This is a genomic window from Pseudoalteromonas sp. SA25, from assembly GCF_011378705.1.
Lineage (GTDB): Bacteria > Pseudomonadota > Gammaproteobacteria > Enterobacterales > Alteromonadaceae > Pseudoalteromonas > Pseudoalteromonas arctica.
The window spans coordinates 12901-31043 of sequence record NZ_WTKV01000031.1 but is presented as its reverse complement, the minus strand read 5'-3'; the positions used below and the strand labels follow the sequence as shown (position 1 = coordinate 31043).

Here is an 18143-nt window from a genome sequence, read left to right as displayed (position 1 = left end):
ACTTTATTATGCAAATAACAATATCAAGACAACAATTTTTAAAGCCATTGGTGCAAGTGTCGGGCGCAATAGAGCGCAAACACACGTTGCCAATTTTATCTAACGTTTTGTTAGTGGTAGAAAACGGACAACTTTCAATGACGGGTACTGACCTTGAAATTGAACTAGTTTCTGGCGTATTTGTAGGTGATGATATTGCCGATACAAAACTAACGTTACCCGCTAAAAAGTTACTCGATATTTGTAAAAGTCTACCAGATGGTTCAGACATTACTTTAAGCTTGCAAGAGCATCAATTACTTTTGACCAGTGGTAAAAGCCGTTTTTCATTAACGACTTTATCGGCTGATGATTTTCCTAACTTAGAAGAGTGGGATGGAGAGGTTGAATTTCAACTAACTCGTTTAGAGCTTCGTAAGTTACTCGAAAGCACGCATTTTTCGATGGCAAATCAAGACGTACGTTATTACTTAAATGGTATGTCGTTTGAAGTAGATAATACCGACATAAAAACAGTAGCAACAGATGGTCACCGTTTAGCTATAGCGCAAAAGCAATTAACGCAATCGCTTAATACTCAACGTCAATTAATTATACCTCGCAAAGGTGTGCAAGAAATTATGCGCCTTATGGTAGCTGACGATGAATTGGTAACAATTCAGTTTGGTGCTAACCATATCCGTATTATTGATATTGAGTTTACATTTACAAGTAAACTGGTTGATGGGCGTTTTCCAGATTACCGTCGTGTATTACCACGTGGTGGCGACAAAGTAATTACAGCTAACCGAGAATGGTTACGTAATGCGTTCCAACGAGTGTCTATTTTATCTAATGAAAAGTTTCGTGGCGTACGCTTAAACTTATCAAATGGTTTATTAAAAATTACGGCCAACAACCCAGAGCAAGAACAAGCTGAAGAAGTTGTTGAAGTAAGTTACGAAGGTGCCGACCTAGAAATAGGGTTTAACGTGTCTTACGTATTAGACGTACTAAACACATTAAAAACAGAAGACGTACTATTTACATTAGCCGACTCAAACAGCAGTGCATTAATTGAAGGTGCAGGCGATGAAGAAGCAATGTACGTTGTTATGCCTATGCGTTTATAAGACTACAAATACATAATGAGCTTAAGTCATTTGAGCCTCAAATATTTTCGTAATATTGAGGCGCTGACGCTAGAACCAGTTAACGGCGTTAATATAATATATGGTGAAAATGGCAGCGGAAAAACCAGCCTTTTAGAGGCTATCTATTACCTTTCTCACGGCAAATCTTTTCGTACTCCAAAACACAAAAGTATTATCGCGCATCAGCAAGAGCAGTTTGTAATTCACGGGCGCAAAACAATACACGACTTATCTATTCCAATTGGTATTAGTAAAACCCAAACGGGTGAAACTAATTTAAAAATTCAAGGTAAGGCGAGCCGTAAAATATCCGAACTAGCTCAACTCATGCCAGTGCAAATTATTACACCAGAGAGTTATTCTTTATTTTTTGGTGGGCCTAAAGAGCGCAGAAAGTTTTTAGATTTAGGTTTGTTCCACGTGGAACATGAGTTCTTTTTTTTATGGCAATCGTTCAATAAAGTACTTAAACAACGTAATGCATTGTTAAAAACTAAGCCCAAGAATTATTTTGACCAAATTAAGTTTTGGGACAAAGAATTTGTTAGACTGGCTGAAGAAATAAATAAATTAAGATTGGCGTATATAAGTAGGTTTAAGCAGCAGTTTTTTGATAAAATGTGTGCAGAATTAACGCTTGTACGTGATTTAGAAATGACCTTTAACGCAGGCTGGAAAGAGACCGAATCTCTTGCAGATGCGTTAGAGCAAAACTTTGAGCGAGATGCTCGCCAAGGATTTACAAGTAAAGGCCCTCATAAGGCCGATTTTAGTTTTAGTGTCGCTGGCAACAGTGTGGAGAATACATTCTCACGCGGTCAATTGAAGTTACTATTATATGCGTTAAAAGTTACGCAAAATAGCTTAATTGAGTCAGAGACAGATAAGCAATCTATATTGCTAATAGATGATCTACCTTCAGAGTTAGGCGAAGATACAAAAGAGAAAGTGGGACAATTACTTGCTCACTGCAGTTCTCAAATTTTTATCTCTTCAATTTTGTCTGAAAGTATTTCTGCTGTGGTGGAACCCATGCAACGAGAACTACAAATGTTCCACGTGAAACATGGCAACCTAATAACAAGATAAGTGGGATTAACCATGTCTGAGAATTATGACTCGTCGAGTATTAAAGTACTTAAAGGATTAGACGCAGTAAGAAAGCGTCCTGGAATGTATATTGGGGACACCGATGATGGCACAGGCTTACACCACATGGTGTTTGAGGTCGTTGATAACTCGATCGATGAAGCCTTAGCAGGTCATTGTGATGATATTTATGTAACGATTCACTTAGACGGTTCTGTCTCAGTACGAGATAACGGTCGTGGTATTCCAACTTCTATCCATGAAGAAGAAGGCGTATCAGCAGCCGAAGTTATTATGACGGTACTTCATGCCGGTGGTAAGTTTGATGATAACTCTTATAAAGTATCAGGTGGCTTACACGGTGTTGGTGTTTCTGTTGTAAATGCACTTTCAGAAAAGCTAAAACTTACAGTTCGCCGTGAAGGTAAACTTCATGAGCAGTTTTACACTATGGGTGTTCCAGATGCACCTTTAGCTGTTATTGGTGAATCGGACACGACTGGTACAGAACTACGTTTTTGGCCAAGTGGTGAAACATTCACAAACTTAGATTTTCATTACGAAATTTTAGCCAAGCGTTTACGCGAGCTTTCATTCCTAAATTCAGGTGTGAGCATCATTTTAAATGATGAACGTGAAGAAAATAAATCTGACCACTTTAAATACGAAGGCGGTATTCAAGCTTTCGTTGAATACTTAAACCGTAATAAAACACCTATACATAAAGGTGTATTCCATTTTACTCACGAACGTGAAGAAGATGGTATTAGCGTTGAAGTATCAATGCAGTGGAATGATGCATACCAAGAAAATATTTACTGTTTCACAAATAATATTCCACAACGTGATGGTGGTACTCACTTAGCCGGTTTTAGATCAGCGCTAACACGTACACTTAATAACTACATGGAAAAAGAAGGCTTTAACAAAAAAGCTAAAACAACCAGCAATGCTACCGGTGATGATGCCCGTGAAGGCTTAACGGCTGTTGTTAGTGTTAAAGTTCCTGATCCTAAGTTCTCATCGCAAACTAAAGACAAGCTCGTTTCAAGTGAAGTTAAGTCTGCAGTTGAACAAGCAATGGCTGAAAAATTCACTGAGTTTTTATTAGAAAACCCAACTGATGCCAAAATTGTTGTAGGTAAGATTATTGATGCCTCACGTGCTCGTGAAGCGGCGCGTAAAGCCCGTGAAATGACACGTCGTAAAGGTGCAATGGACTTAGCAGGCTTACCTGGTAAGCTAGCTGATTGCCAAGAAAAAGATCCTGCCCAATCTGAACTATATATAGTGGAAGGGGACTCTGCTGGCGGATCAGCCAAGCAGGGACGTAACCGTAAAAACCAAGCTATTCTTCCGCTTAAAGGTAAAATCTTAAACGTAGAAAAAGCACGTTTTGATAAAATGTTATCTTCACAAGAAGTAGCAACACTAATTACTGCATTAGGGTGTGGTATTGGTCGTGACGAATATAACCCTGAGAAATTACGTTACCACCGTATCATCATCATGACCGATGCGGACGTGGATGGTTCTCACATTCGTACGTTACTATTAACATTCTTCTATCGCCAAATGCCTGAAATTGTAGAACGCGGCTATATTTACATTGCTCAACCACCACTTTATAAAGTGAAAAAAGGTAAGCAAGAGCGTTATATTAAAGATGACCCTGCATTAGTTGAATACCTAACATCGCTTGCTCTTAATGGTGCAGCGTTGTATGCAAGTACAGATGCACCTGCTCTTGAAGGTGAAGCACTAGAAGAAATCGTTCACGATTATCAAAACACAGTTAAAGTAATTGAGCGTTTAAAGCGTAAATACCCTAACACGGTAATGGAACGCTTAATTTATCAAACAGAATTGAAAACTGATGACCTTTCAGATGAAGCTAAAGTAATTGCTTGGACTAAAGTGTTGGTTGACGACCTGATTGCACGTGATGAAGATGCGACTATTTTCCATGCTGGTACAGAGCATGATGCTGAGCGTAATATGTATTACCCGGTTGTGAATATTCGTCAGCACGGTGTAGATAAAGCACACGTACTTCATTATGACTTTATTGCGTCACGTGACTACCAACGCATTGCTGTGACTGGTACTAACATCGCAAACATCCTTAGCGAAGGTGCATATATTCAACGTGGTGAGAAAACAAAACCTGTTGATAACTTTGTGGATGCTTTGGAATGGTTGATCACAGAATCGAAGCGCGGGATCTATATTCAACGCTATAAAGGACTGGGCGAAATGAACCCAAGCCAGCTTTGGGAGACCACAATGGATCCTAGTGCTCGCCGTATGTTACAAGTAACGATCGAAGATGCTGTTGGCGCGGATCAATTATTTGCGACCTTAATGGGTGACCAAGTAGAGCCTCGTCGTGAGTTTATTGAAAAGAACGCACTACGTGTAGTTAACTTAGACGTGTAAAAAATATTGCTTACATAGAAAAAGGAGCCTAATGGCTCCTTTTTTATTTTCTTCAATTACACAAACTGCTTAAAACCTGAGTGTACACACGGTATACTAAGGGTAATTTTCACGCTACTTCTTAGATAGTAAAAAGCCAAATATGCAAAAATATGACGTAAAAACCTTTCAAGGTTTGATCCTGGCTTTACAGGATTATTGGGCGCAGCAAGGCTGTGTCATTATTCAACCACTTGATATGGAAGTGGGCGCAGGGACATTTCACCCGCAAACTTTTTTAAAGTCTATTGGTCCAGAGCCAATGGCGAGTGCATACGTGCAACCGTGTCGTCGTCCTACCGATGGTCGCTACGGTGAAAATCCAAATCGCTTACAACACTACTACCAATTTCAGGTAGTTTTAAAGCCATCGCCAGATAACATCCAAGAGCTTTATTTAGGCTCTTTAGCGGCTATGGGTATCGATACACTAACTCACGAAGTTCGCTTTGTAGAAGACAACTGGGAATCACCTACGTTAGGTGCGTGGGGCCTAGGTTGGGAAATTTGGTTAAACGGCATGGAAGTAACGCAGTTTACCTACTTCCAACAAGTTGGTGGTATTGAGTGTTCACCAGTAACGGGTGAGATCACTTACGGCCTAGAGCGTTTAGCAATGTACATTCAAGGCGTAGATAGTATTTACGACTTAGTATGGGCAGACGGTCCACTAGGGCGCGTAACCTACGGCGACGTGTTCCATCAAAATGAAGTAGAGCAGTCTACTTACAATTTTGAACACGCAAACGTAGAAGACTTATTTGCTCAGTTTGATAAATGTGAAGCAGAGAGCCAAAAGTTAATTGAAGCAAACTTACCACTACCGGCTTACGAGCAAGTAATGAAAGCATCGCACGCATTTAACTTACTAGACGCACGCCACGCAATTTCGGTAACCGAACGTCAACGTTATATTTTACGCGTTCGTGCGTTATCAAAAGCGTGTGCACAAAGTTACTATGACAAACGCGAAGCGCTTGGTTTCCCGCTGTGTAAGGATAAGTAAGTATGTCAGCACAAAATTTATTAGTAGAAATTGGCACAGAAGAGTTGCCACCAAAAGCGCTGCGTAAATTAGCAGAAGCTTTTGCTGCAAACTTAACTGCAGAGCTTGAAACACTAGAGTTAGCACATCAAGGCGTAAGCTGGTATGCATCGCCTCGTCGTTTAGGTTTACAAGTAAAAGCGCTTGAAGCTAAGCAACAAGACAAAGAAGTTGAAAAACGCGGTCCAGCAACTAAAGCTGCATTTGACGGTGACGGTAACCCAACAAAAGCAGCAATGGGTTGGGCACGTGGTTGTGGTATTGAAGTAAAAGATGCACAAACACTCGAAACAGACAAAGGCGCATGGTTATTGCACATTGCTAAAGTAGCAGGGCAAGAAACTAAAACGCTAATGACAGGTGCAATTACTAAAGCGTTGGCTAAATTACCAATTCCTAAACCAATGCGTTGGGGCGCGAATAAAACACAATTTATTCGTCCTGTGCATACGGTAACTATTTTGTTTGGTGATGAGTTACTTGAAGGTGAGATCCTTGGTAAGAAAATAACTAACCAGCTTCAGGGTCATCGTTTTCACCACCCAGAAAAAATTAGTATAAACCATGCAGATGACGTTTTTGACGTACTTAAATCTGCCTACGTTATTGCTGATTACGAACAACGTAAAGCGCAAATTCGTACACAAATAGAAGAAGCTGCAAAAGCAGTTAACGCTATTGTTGCTATGGATGAAGATTTACTAGAAGAAGTAACATCACTTGTAGAGTGGCCAGTTACTTTAACGGCAACATTTGAAGAAGCATTTTTAGATGTACCAGCCGAAGCGTTAATCTATACCATGAAAGACGATCAAAAATACTTCCCGTTATTAGATCAAAACGGCAAACTTTTAAATAAATTTTTGTTTGTATCTAACATAGAAAGTAAAGATCCAAGTGTGGTTATTTCTGGTAACGAAAAAGTAGTGCGCCCGCGTTTAGCCGATGCACAGTTCTTCTTTGAAACAGATAAAAAGAAAACTCTAGAAAGCCGATTAGAATCGCTTGATAGCGTATTGTTCCAAAAGCAACTTGGTACGCTTAAAGATAAGTCTCAGCGTATTAGTGAGCTTGCAGGTTACATTGCTGAGCAATTAGGTGCTGATAAAGTACTAGCACAGCGTGCAGGCTTATTAAGTAAAACTGACCTAATGACTGAAATGGTAATGGAATTTACCGACGTGCAAGGTGTAATGGGAATGCATTACGCTCGCCACGATGGTGAAGCCGAAGATGTAGCCGTAGCGCAAAACGAGCAGTACATGCCACGCTTTGCAGGCGACAACTTACCTACAAACTTAATTAGCTGTGCAGTAGCTATTGCTGATAAGTTTGATACGCTGGTGGGTATTTTTGGTATAGGCCAGGCACCTAAAGGTGACAAAGACCCATTTGCTCTTCGTCGTGCTGCTATTGGTGCACTTCGCATTATGGTAGAAAAAGAACTACCACTTGATATTTTAGACCTAGTAGCTAAATCGCAAACATTGTTTGGCGACAAGTTAACTAACTTAAATGTATCAACTGACGTATTTGAATTTATGCTAGGGCGCTTCCGTGCTTGGTATCAAGACGAAGGTATTGAAGTAGACGTAATTCAAGCAGTGCTTGCACGTCGTCCGACTAAACCTGTTGATTTTGATCGCCGTGTTAAAGCCGTAAGCCACTTCCGTACATTAGACGCAGCAGAAGCGCTTGCAGCAGCTAATAAGCGTGTAGGTAACATTCTGGCTAAAAACGACATTACCAGCCAAGGTAGTGTTGATGAGAGCTTATTAAGCGACGACGCTGAAAAAGTATTGGCATCACAAGTAGCAAAATTTGCCACTGACCTTGCACCACTTTACGCAGATGGAAACTACCAAGAGGCATTAAGCCAATTGGCAGGTATTCGCGAAAGTGTTGATAACTTTTTTGACAACGTAATGGTTATGGCCGACGATGAAGCTGTTAAGCAAAATCGTCTTGCGCTGCTAAGCCAGTTAAGCGGATTGTTTTTAGGTATTGCGGATATTTCTGTTTTACAAAAATAACACCGATTAGCAATTTTAAAAGCCAGCGTTTTGCTGGCTTTTTAGTTTTCACTGTATGCAAAGGAAACCCCATTGATGATTTCTATGAAACGAATTTTAACCTTAGCAATTGCTGGTTTGCTTACTGCCTGTACAAGCCAAATTTCGATTAACGATGTATTGCCACAGCAAGAGCTTGACCGCACAATTTACTTACGTGGCGACTTTACATTGTGGGATGCAGAACCCCAGTATCAGTTTGCGCCAGTTGGTCCAGCGCTTTATCAAGCACAAGTGAAATTTTCGACGCCTGGTAAAGTGTACGAATTTAAAATAGCTGATGTCGATTTTAGTGAAGGCTACAACTGTGGTTACAGCGACGCACAACCAGCAGGGCAAAGCCTAATACTCGGCCAACCAGCTATCGCAGACTGTAATACTATTTATAACTACTTTAGTTATACACCAGCAATAAAAGGCACGTACATAGTAAGTATTGATTACAGTGACTACGATGAGCCGAAAGTGACGATAACAAAGAAGTAATTTTTATGTAGGTTGGGTTGAGTGAAACGAAACCCAACATGTGTGGCGAATAAAACTATTTTGGTGGTTATTAAATACGTTGGTTGGGTTTCGTAAAACTCAACCCAACCTACGCTATTTCAAAGCCCTTTCTTCACCACATACCTATACGGTGCTTCTGCTGCATCTTTCGCCACCAGCGTGTGATCCATAAACGTACAAAAACTCGGAATGTCGCGAGTTGTTGACGGGTCATCAGCAGTTATTAATAACGTTTCACCATCACTCATTTTACGAATAGCAGCACGTACCATCATTACTGGCTCTGGGCAGCGAAGGCCTATGGCATCTAATTGGTGATCGGGATTATCAAAGCTCATAATAAATTGGCCTGTTTAATTAAAGTGATTGCTGTGTACGCGAGTGCTTAGGTATAGCAATTAATAAGTTTGGGAGTTTAACGCAATTTTAAGTGTAATTTAACTATTTTACTTATCTTAATATGCCCATATTATTTGAAACTTTATTACTGCAAAAGACTTTATTTAATAATACGCCCGATCACATAATTACGCTGTTACATGCTTGTTTGATAAAGGGTCGTTTTCACTTAATTAAAGCTAATAAAAAAGGCGAACTGAATAAAATCAGTCCGCCTTTTTAATCACCAAGATGGTTTTACATGTTTAAAACTAATTAGTCTTGAACACGTTCAAATACAGTGGCAATGCCTTGGCCTAAACCAATACACATAGTTGCTAAACCGTATCGTACATTTTTATCTTCCATTAAGTGAATAAGCGATGTGCTAATACGCGAACCCGAACAACCCAGTGGGTGACCAAGTGCGATTGCGCCGCCATTTAAATTCACTTTTTCGTCAACAACATCCATTAACCCTAAATCTTTCATTACAGGTAATGATTGTGCTGCAAAGGCTTCGTTAAGCTCTACTACGCCTAAGTCATCAATTGTAATACCGGCTTGAGCAAGTGCTTTTTTACTTGCTGGTACTGGGCCGTAACCCATAATTGATGGATCGCAACCAGCGACTGCCATTGCTTTAATGCGCGCACGAATTGGTAAGCCAAGTTCTTTTGCTTTCTCTTCGCTCATTACTAACATTGCAGATGCGCCGTCAGAAAGTGCAGAAGACGTACCGGCTGTTACCGTACCCGATGCAGGATTAAATACAGGGCGAAGCTTTGATAGGCCTTCTACTGTTGTTTCTGGGCGAATTACTTCGTCGTCTTCAACTAATATAAGCGAACCATCTGCTGCGTGACCTTCCATTGCTAAAATTTCGCGACGAAAACGGCCTTCAACAGTTGCCGCTTGTGCACGTTGATGTGAGCGGTAAGCAAATTCATCTTGTTGCTCACGGCTAATGCCATGAAGCGTAGCAAGGTATTCTGCTGTTAAACCCATTGAGCCCGATGCTTGTGCAATCGTTGTTGCAAGGCCTGGGTGAAAGTCGTTGCCGTGAGTCATAGGTACGTGACCCATGTGCTCAACACCACCAATTAGGTAAGTGTCGCCAGCGCCTGTCATTATTGCGCGTGCAGCGTCATGCAATGCTTGCATTGACGATCCACATAAACGGTTAACCGTTACAGCAGGTACGCTGTGTGGGATACCGGCAAGTAATGCTGCGTTACGTGCTACGTTAAAGCCTTGCTCTAATGTTTGCTGTACACAACCCCAATAAATATCGTCAATTGATGCTGGATCAACTGCTGGGTTGCGATCAAGTAAGCCTTTCATTAAATGTGCGCTTAAGTCTTCAGCACGTTTATGTTTGAATACACCACTTTTAGAGCGACCCATTGGTGTGCGGATACAATCTACAATTACTGGATTATTCATGATATTAACCTTCCACCTTATAGAAAACACGACCTTCTTCGGCCCACTTGCGAGTTTGCTCAGATACTTGGTAAATCGCACCTAGGTGAGCGTATTTGTCTGCTGCTGCAACAAAGTTAGCTAAACCAGTTTGATCTAAGTAACGGAACGCGCCGCCTCTAAATGGAGGGAAACCAACACCGTAAACTAATGCCATATCTGCTTCTTGCGGCGAGGCAACAATGCCTTCTTGCAAACACAGTAGCACTTCGTTAATCATTGGAATCATACAACGGTCGATGATTTCTTGTTTATCAAATTCTTTTGGTGCGTCTGTAATTGGGCTTAGTAGCTCAACTGCTGTCTCGTCATGAGACTTTTTAAGACGACCGCGACGATCTGTTTCGTATTTGTAAAAACCGGCTTTGTTCTTTTGACCAAAACGTTTTTCGTTGGCAAAAATAGTCACAGGGTCTTTATCAGCACGCGCCATACGCTCAGGGAAACCGTCAGCCATTACGCCAGTACAATGGAATGCTGTATCAATACCTACAACATCAAGTAAGTAAGCCGGACCCATAGGCCAGCCAAATACGTTTTCCATTACTTTATCTACTTTTGCAAAGTTAGCGCCTTCAACCACTAATTTGCTAAAACCTGCAAAGTAAGGGAATAAAACACGGTTTACAAAAAAGCCTGGGCAATCGTTAACAACAATTGGCGATTTACCTAATTTAAGTGCGTAATCAACTACTGCATTAATTGTTTTATCTGAGGTTTTTGCGCCACGGATAATTTCTACTAATGGCATTTTTGGCACGGGGTTGAAAAAGTGCATACCACAGAAGTTTTCTGGCTTATCTAGCGCTTGTGCTAGTAAATCAATACAAATAGTTGATGTGTTTGAAGTAAGTACCGTACCTTCTGGCATGGTCTTTTCAAGATCAGCGAGTACTGCTTGCTTAACTTTAGGGTTTTCTACAACGGCTTCAACAATAATGTTGGCACTTTGTAGGTCTGACGCGTTAAGTGTTGGCTTAATTTTGCTAAGTGTTGCCAACATTTTTTCCATTGGCATGTGGCCACGCTTAACTTTTGCGCCTAATAACTTAGACGCTTCACCCATACCTAAATCAAGCGCATCTTGTTGGATGTCTTTCATTATAATAGGTGTGCCTTTATAAGCAGACTGGTATGCAATACCGCCACCCATAATACCAGCCCCTAATACAGCGGCTTGTTTAATTTCTACATCGCTTTGTTTAGCAAATTTACGTGCTTTACCTTTAATGTATTGGTCAGCTAGGAATATACCTGTCTGTGCAGCTGCTTCTGGTGTACGTGCTAATTTAGCAAAGTTAGCGTTTTCGATTGCCATTGCTTCATCGCGAGTACAGTTTGCCGCTGCTTTAATAGTACGTACAGCCATAACCGGTGCAGGATAGTGGCCTTTGGTTTTACCCATTACCATACCTTCTGCCATAGCAAAGCTCATGCCTTGCTCAACACGGTTTAATTTAAGTGGCTGTAGTTTTACGTTACGTTTTGCTTGCCAATCTAGCTTGCCAGCAATCGCCAGTTCAAGTGTTGATACACTTGACTCTAAAAGTTTGTCAGCACTAACTACCGCGTCAAACGCACCTACTTTAAGGGCATCTGCTGCGCGGTTTTCTGCGCCTGAGGTAATCCACATCATCGCGTTATCGGCGCCAATGATACGTGGTAAGCGCACTGTGCCACCAAAACCAGGCATTATGCCAAGTTTAACTTCTGGTAAGCCCATTTTAGCTGTTTCGCTTGCCACGCGATAATCGGTAGCAAGTGCCCACTCACAACCACCGCCAAGTGCCATACCGTTTATAGCGCTTAGAGTTGGGAATGGTAAATCTTCGATTGCATCAAAAACGTCGGTTGCGTTTTTGATCCACACTACTAATTCTTCTTCAGGTTTAGTAAATGTAGGTAAAAATTCGAAGATATCGGCACCAATAATAAAGTGGTCTTTATCACTGGTAAAAATCATGCCTTTGATATCAGTATTGGCAGCTAATTCTTTTAATGCTGCTGCGCAATCTGAAAGAGTTTTTTGAGATAATGTGTTTACAGAACCTGCAACACAAAACTTAAACTCGGCGATGTTTTCCTTTAGGAAGCTAACTTCAAAGGAATCGCTTTTATATAACATTATTATTCTCCCTAGTTGACGAACTAAGACTGGTACGATGAGTTTGCATTTCAATCAGTGTGCTTGCTTTAAATTAAAAATGCAACGAAAAATTTAACTCGGTTACAATCGACTGGTTAAAATATAGCTGGTTTGGTGCTAAGGTGGTTGAAAAGTTTTTATTCACTACTTTAATTTTTATTAAAGGACATTATGAAAAAATATTTACTAAGTGTTGCGGCAGCTGCATTCATTTTCCCTCTTCACTCTGCCGAGGCAAGTATCGATAACGATGCCTTTTTAGATGCCGAAAAAAAAGTAAGGTACGGAAGTTACCAAGACTTTAAACAAGCGGTTAGTAACCTAAATCATCCGTTAAAACCGTATGTTGAAAAAACATATTGGCAACGTCACCCGAGTATTAAGCATCAGGCAGAGATAGAAGACTATTTAAATATATATCAGCATACACCGCTTGAGTGGCCTGTGCGCAAAGCGTGGTTGGAGTATTTAAAAGAGAACAACGAAAAAGCGGCGTATATACGCAACTACCGTGAAACTTCTAATACTGGGCTTACCTGTACTTATTTAGATTTTCAGCTCGACTTGGGTGCGCCTGAAAAGGCGATTCTAAATCAGGTGACCGACTTATGGGCCGTTGGTAAATCGCAACCTAATGGCTGTGATAGTTTGTTTTCTACGTGGCGTAAAAAAGGCTACATGAAAGAAGAAACGGTTTGGAAGCGTGTAACACTTGCTGCACAAGGCGGGACGCAAAGCTTATTACCTTACTTAAAAACTTTATTGCCAAGTAAGGATCGTTACTTAGCTGATTTATATCTAAAAGTGCGAAAAGATCCAAGCACGGCAGCTGGATTATATCGATATAAAAATAAGTCGGCTAAAGAAGGCCAAATAGCAATTTATGGTGTTAAACGTTTGGTTTGGCGCGATAAAGAGCTTGCTTTAAAAGCATGGGAAAAACTAGAAAAAATATTTAAGTATAGTGATGAAGATAAAGCTGACGTGTATTACACCTTTGCATTGTCACTTGCTTCAAGCGGGCATAAGCAAGCGAGCTTTTGGCTAAATAAAGTGCCGAAAGAGCGATTAGACAGCAAGCTTATTCAATGGCAACTGGGCAATATGCTCAAAACCCAAGATTGGGAAGGGATTGCTGCGTTTTTTACAGGAAAAGAGGATTTAAGCCTTGGCCAGCAATATTGGTTAGCTTATAGCTATGCTAAACGTGGCGAGCAACAAAAAGCAGACGATATTTGGAAAAAAGTAGCGGCTAATCGTGATTATTACGGCTTTTTAGCAGCAGCACGTTTAGGTTTGCCCGTTGATTTAAATAATCAACCTTTAGTAGTCGATAAGGTGCTTGTAGATAAAGTAAGTAATGCACCTGGCTTTAAGCGTGCAAAAGCACTTTATGATATTGAGCGCTTTACGTCGGCGCGCCGTGAGTGGAATTATTTAACGGATACGTCTAGCAATGAAGAAAAGCTAGCAGCATCACAACTATCTACCGATTTAGGTTGGCACGACAGTACTATTTTTACTTTAGCAAAAATTAAAGCGTGGGATAACGTAGAGCAACGTTTTCCGTTTGCGTTTCAAGATGTTTTTGAGCGCTACAGTAAACGTAGCAAGATAGATGTTGCCTGGAGTATTGCTATTGCAAGGCGCGAAAGCTCTTTTGCGCCAGATGCACGCTCGCATGCTAATGCACGTGGTTTAATGCAGTTATTACCTAGTACTGCTGAGTATGTAAATAAAGGCAGTGTGACAAGTAGTCGTTTATATCAACCTAAAACAAATATTAGGCTAGGTACTAGTTACTTACAGTACTTAAAAAAGAAAAACCATGGCAATGAGGTGCTGGCTACGGCTTCTTATAATGCGGGTTATCACCGTATAAAGCGTTGGTTACCTGATGACGCTATTCCGGCTGAGTTATGGGTAGAGCTTATTCCGTATCGCGAAACCCGCGATTACGTAAAAAATGTATTTGCGTACAGGCAGGTTTACCATACAAGAATGGGCCGAGAAGGTAATGTATTAGCGCCGCTACTCGAAATGAAAATGGGCGGTTGAATATATGATACCAATCGACCAATAACTTAACACGATAGGTATAGGTATTAATAAGGGGGATGTTTACATGTTAAATATCCCCCTTTTTTGAGCGCTTAGTGTTTAAGTGGTAGACTCAGAGCAAGTTAAATTTAACAGATGGATTAACAATGGGTAAATTAGCCGTTTTATACGCCGAACATATTGCAACACTGCAACAGCGTACTCGTACAATTTGTAATAGCGAAGGGTTAGAAGGATTAGTAATTCATTCAGGCCAAGCTAAGCGCCAGTTTTTAGATGATATGTATTATCCATTTAAAGTTAATCCACAGTTTAAAGCGTGGTTACCGGTTATTGATAATCCTCATTGCTGGATTGTGGTAAATGGCAGCGACAAACCAAAACTAATATTTTATCGTCCAGTAGATTTTTGGCATAAAGTACCAGAAGAGCCTCGTGACTTTTGGGCTGAGTACTTTGATATAGAGCTATTACTTCAGCCTGATCAAGTTGAAAAGTTATTACCATACGACAAAGCTAAATACGCTTACATGGGCGAATATATTGAAGTAGCGCAAGCACTTGGTTTTAGTATTATGAACCCTGAGCCTGTACTTAACTATTTTCATTACCACCGCGCTTATAAAACGCAGTACGAACTTGAATGTTTACGCAACGCTAACCGCATTGCAGTAGATGGGCATAAAGCTGCACGCGACACATTCTTTAATGGTGGTAGCGAGTTCGATATTCAGCAAGCGTACTTAATGGCAACACGTCAAAGCGAAAATGAAATGCCGTACGGCAACATTGTTGCGCTTAACGAAAACTGCGCTATTTTGCACTACACGCACTTTGATCCAAAAGCGCCACACACTCATAACTCATTTTTAATTGATGCTGGTGCAAACTTTAATGGTTATGCTGCTGATATTACTCGTACGTATGATTTTAAAAAGCAGGGTGAGTTTGCTGAGCTTGTACAAGCGATGACGGTTCAACAAATCGAGTTAGGTAAAGGTTTAAAGCCGGGTATGCTTTATGGTGATTTACACGTTGAATGCCATAACCGTATCGCACAAATACTCAGTGACTTTAAAATTGTTAACCTACCCGCTGAGGAAATTGTTGAGCGTAAAATTACCTCTACTTTCTTCCCACATGGGCTAGGGCATCATCTTGGTTTACAAGTACACGATATGGGCGGTTTTATGAGTGACGAAAAGGGCACACATCAACCATCGCCTGAAGGGCATCCGTTCTTACGTTGTACTCGCCTGATTGAAAAAAACCAAGTATTTACTATTGAGCCAGGTTTATATTTTATTGATTCACTACTTAGCGATTTAGCACAAACCGATAATAAGCAATTTATTAATTGGGAAAAGGTTGAGTCATTTAAACCATTTGGCGGTATTCGTATTGAAGATAACATTATTGTTCACGAAGATAGCTTAGAAAATATGACTCGAGATTTAGCGCTCGATTAATTCTAGTTAACACTAATTAGTTTATACACGTTAAAATACGTACATTATTTAAAGGGGCCTTTTGGCCCCCTTTTTACAAGTTTAAAATATGTCTGAATATAAATATCCCGCTGCTGACGTTTTTCATCAAGAAGAAATTAAAAAAAGTACGTTTATAGTTCACATTGCACATACCCCCGATTTAAATTCAGCTAAAGCATTTATTAAAAGCATTGAAGAAAAGTATAGCGATGCGCGTCATAACTGCTGGGCACATGTGGCAGGCAACCCCGGTGGCAGCCATGTTTATGGTTTTTCGGACGATGGTGAACCAAATGGCACTGCAGGAAAACCTATGTTAAATGTGCTGGTGGGTTCAGGCCTTGGCGAAATCACAGCTGTAGTCACACGTTACTTTGGCGGAATAAAATTAGGCACGGGCGGATTAGTACGTGCTTATGGTGGCTCATTAAATAATGCATTAGTAAAATTGCAAACGGTACTTAAAGTTCCCAGTGTTGAAATTACAGGGAGTAGCGAGTACAGCATGCAAGGTGCGATTGAGCAGTTATTAAAAACAAAGTATCAAGTGCTTAATATTGATAAGCAATTTACTGCTAATATTGAATGGGTGATTACAATAGATAGCCGCGAAGCTCAGCAAGCAATCAAAGATATTTTTGATTTAAGTCACGGCGCAGTTGAGTTAACTATTAAAGAGTAATAACCTACACAAATTGCATGTAATGCATACTGACCCTATTTAATTTGGCTGATACTACTCAGCCTGAATTTACTAATAATAAAAGCGACAAGCTAAATGCAATTTCGTACCATCATAAAAATTCTTGGCCAACTTGTTGCGCTGTTTAGTATTACCATGGTGCCTCCGGCACTGGTGTCTTTAATATATAAAGACGGTGGTGGTGTTCCTTTTGTTTTAGCATTTATCTTTAGTGTTGTTATTGGCATGATGGCTTATTACCCAAACCGCCATGAAAACGGTGACTTAAAAGCACGTGAAGGCTTTTTAATTGTTGTTTTGTTTTGGTTGGTACTTGGGGCGTTTGCGTCATTGCCGCTTATATTTTTACAAGAACCTAATTTATCGCTCGCCGATGCGGTGTTTGAAGCATTCTCTGGCTTAACAACCACCGGCGCTACAGTACTTACCGGTATTGAGTATTTACCCAAATCGGTATTGTTTTATCGCCAGCAACTCCAGTGGTTTGGTGGTATGGGTATAATCGTACTCGCTGTTGCTATACTCCCCATGCTAGGTGTTGGTGGTATGCAGTTATATCGCGCTGAAATACCTGGGCCTGTAAAAGATTCCAAAATGACCCCGCGAATTGCCGATACAGCAAAGCACCTTTGGTATATTTATGTGTCGCTGACTATTGCTTGTATGCTGGCTTATTGGGCAGCAGGTATGGAGTGGTTTGATGCTATATGTCATGCATTCTCAACGGTGGCGATAGGTGGTTTTTCTACTTATGATGCTTCCATGGGGCACTTTGACAGCCCTGTAATTAACTTTATTTGTGTGTTCTTTTTAATTATTGCCGCTGTTAACTTCTCCCTGCACTACGCTGCAGTGGCGAGTCGAAACGTACAAGTTTATATTCGAGACCCTGAGTTTAAGGTGTTTTTGTGTATTCAATTAGCGCTGGTGGTTATTTGTTTTACCGTACTTTCCTCTAACGAAATATTTGCTAATGGCGATGAAACCCTCGATCAGGCGTTATTTCAGGCTGTTTCTATGAGTACAACAGCAGGCTTTGCTACTGATAACTTTTCAACATGGCCTTTGTTTTTACCTATTTTACTTATATTTTCGAGCTTTATTGGTGGCTGTGCAGGCTCTACTGGTGGTGGTATGAAAGTAGTGCGCGTGTTCTTACTGTACTTGCAGGGTGTGCGTGAGCTTAATCGTTTGGTGCACCCACGGGCTATATATTCAATCAAGCTGGGTCGAAAGGCGTTGCCAGACAAAGTAGTAGAAGCCGTGTGGGGATTTTTCTCTGCATATGCGTTGGTGTTTATTATTATTATGTTAGCGCTTATGGGCACGGGTATGGATAACATAACTGCGTTCTCAGCCACTGCGGCTTGTTTAAATAACTTAGGTCCAGGTCTGGGAGATGTAGCATCGCATTATGGCGCTATAACCGATGGTGCTAAATGGTTGCTTACCATTGCAATGGTGTTTGGTCGTTTAGAAATATTTACTTTATTAGTGTTATTTACGCCTACTTTTTGGCGTGGATAAACGAGCGGCTTAAGTTTTAAATTACGAAC

General features: G+C 40.6%; 13 protein-coding genes. 10 read left to right on the top strand and 3 right to left on the bottom strand.

The annotated features are described in order from the left end of the window. Positions 1–8: 8 nt before the first annotated feature. From dnaN to GQR45_RS19430, 6 genes are all read left to right on the top strand, one after another. Complete coding sequence (gene dnaN, locus GQR45_RS19455) at positions 9–1112, top strand: DNA polymerase III subunit beta (RefSeq protein WP_010555149.1); 1104 nt, start codon at positions 9–11, stop codon at positions 1110–1112. A gap of 15 nt (positions 1113–1127) precedes the next feature. Continuing rightward, positions 1128–2222 carry a DNA replication/repair protein RecF gene (gene recF, locus GQR45_RS19450; RefSeq protein ID WP_008138030.1) on the top strand — a complete coding sequence of 365 codons (1095 nt, stop codon included), beginning with the start codon at positions 1128–1130 and terminating at the stop codon, positions 2220–2222. A 12-nt stretch (positions 2223–2234) separates the two neighbouring features. After that, positions 2235–4661, top strand: coding sequence for a DNA topoisomerase (ATP-hydrolyzing) subunit B (gyrB, locus tag GQR45_RS19445; RefSeq protein ID WP_008172005.1), 2427 nt, complete (start codon positions 2235–2237; stop codon positions 4659–4661). A 142-nt stretch (positions 4662–4803) separates the two neighbouring features. Further along, complete coding sequence (gene glyQ, locus GQR45_RS19440; protein WP_007584197.1) at positions 4804–5706, top strand: glycine--tRNA ligase subunit alpha; 903 nt, start codon at positions 4804–4806, stop codon at positions 5704–5706. A gap of 2 nt (positions 5707–5708) precedes the next feature. Continuing rightward, a complete protein-coding gene (glyS, locus tag GQR45_RS19435; protein WP_165722846.1) occupies positions 5709–7778 on the top strand; it encodes a glycine--tRNA ligase subunit beta in 2070 nt (689 codons plus the stop codon). A gap of 75 nt (positions 7779–7853) precedes the next feature. Next, the gene (locus GQR45_RS19430) at positions 7854–8303 is read left to right on the top strand and encodes a hypothetical protein (RefSeq protein WP_165726811.1); all 450 of its coding nucleotides are present in this window, start codon (positions 7854–7856) and stop codon (positions 8301–8303) included. A gap of 119 nt (positions 8304–8422) precedes the next feature. Here GQR45_RS19430 and tusA read toward each other — a convergent pair whose 3' ends face one another. The 3 genes from tusA to fadB all read right to left on the bottom strand — a co-directional run bounded on the left by tusA (position 8423) and on the right by fadB (position 12312). Beyond that, the gene (gene tusA, locus GQR45_RS19425; protein ID WP_138584853.1) at positions 8423–8662 is read right to left on the bottom strand and encodes a sulfurtransferase TusA; all 240 of its coding nucleotides are present in this window, start codon (positions 8660–8662) and stop codon (positions 8423–8425) included. A gap of 316 nt (positions 8663–8978) precedes the next feature. Further along, on the bottom strand, positions 8979–10148 hold the full coding sequence (gene fadA / locus GQR45_RS19420) for an acetyl-CoA C-acyltransferase FadA (protein ID WP_007584192.1): 1170 nt from the start codon (positions 10146–10148) through the stop codon (positions 8979–8981). Between the two features lie 4 nt (positions 10149–10152). Beyond that, the gene (gene fadB, locus GQR45_RS19415) at positions 10153–12312 is read right to left on the bottom strand and encodes a fatty acid oxidation complex subunit alpha FadB (protein ID WP_007584190.1); all 2160 of its coding nucleotides are present in this window, start codon (positions 12310–12312) and stop codon (positions 10153–10155) included. A 192-nt stretch (positions 12313–12504) separates the two neighbouring features. Between fadB and GQR45_RS19410 the strand changes: the two genes are divergently transcribed. The 4 genes from GQR45_RS19410 to GQR45_RS19395 all read left to right on the top strand — a co-directional run bounded on the left by GQR45_RS19410 (position 12505) and on the right by GQR45_RS19395 (position 18114). Then, positions 12505–14391 (top strand): transglycosylase SLT domain-containing protein, encoded by a 1887-nt coding sequence (locus tag GQR45_RS19410; RefSeq protein ID WP_165726810.1) that lies wholly within the window; start codon positions 12505–12507, stop codon positions 14389–14391. A gap of 149 nt (positions 14392–14540) precedes the next feature. Continuing rightward, the gene (gene pepQ / locus GQR45_RS19405) at positions 14541–15863 is read left to right on the top strand and encodes a Xaa-Pro dipeptidase (protein ID WP_165726809.1); all 1323 of its coding nucleotides are present in this window, start codon (positions 14541–14543) and stop codon (positions 15861–15863) included. An 88-nt stretch (positions 15864–15951) separates the two neighbouring features. Continuing rightward, on the top strand, positions 15952–16566 hold the full coding sequence (locus GQR45_RS19400; protein WP_007377640.1) for a YigZ family protein: 615 nt from the start codon (positions 15952–15954) through the stop codon (positions 16564–16566). Between the two features lie 96 nt (positions 16567–16662). Further along, complete coding sequence (locus GQR45_RS19395) at positions 16663–18114, top strand: TrkH family potassium uptake protein (RefSeq protein ID WP_121953916.1); 1452 nt, start codon at positions 16663–16665, stop codon at positions 18112–18114. The last annotated feature ends 29 nt before the right edge of the window (positions 18115–18143 follow it).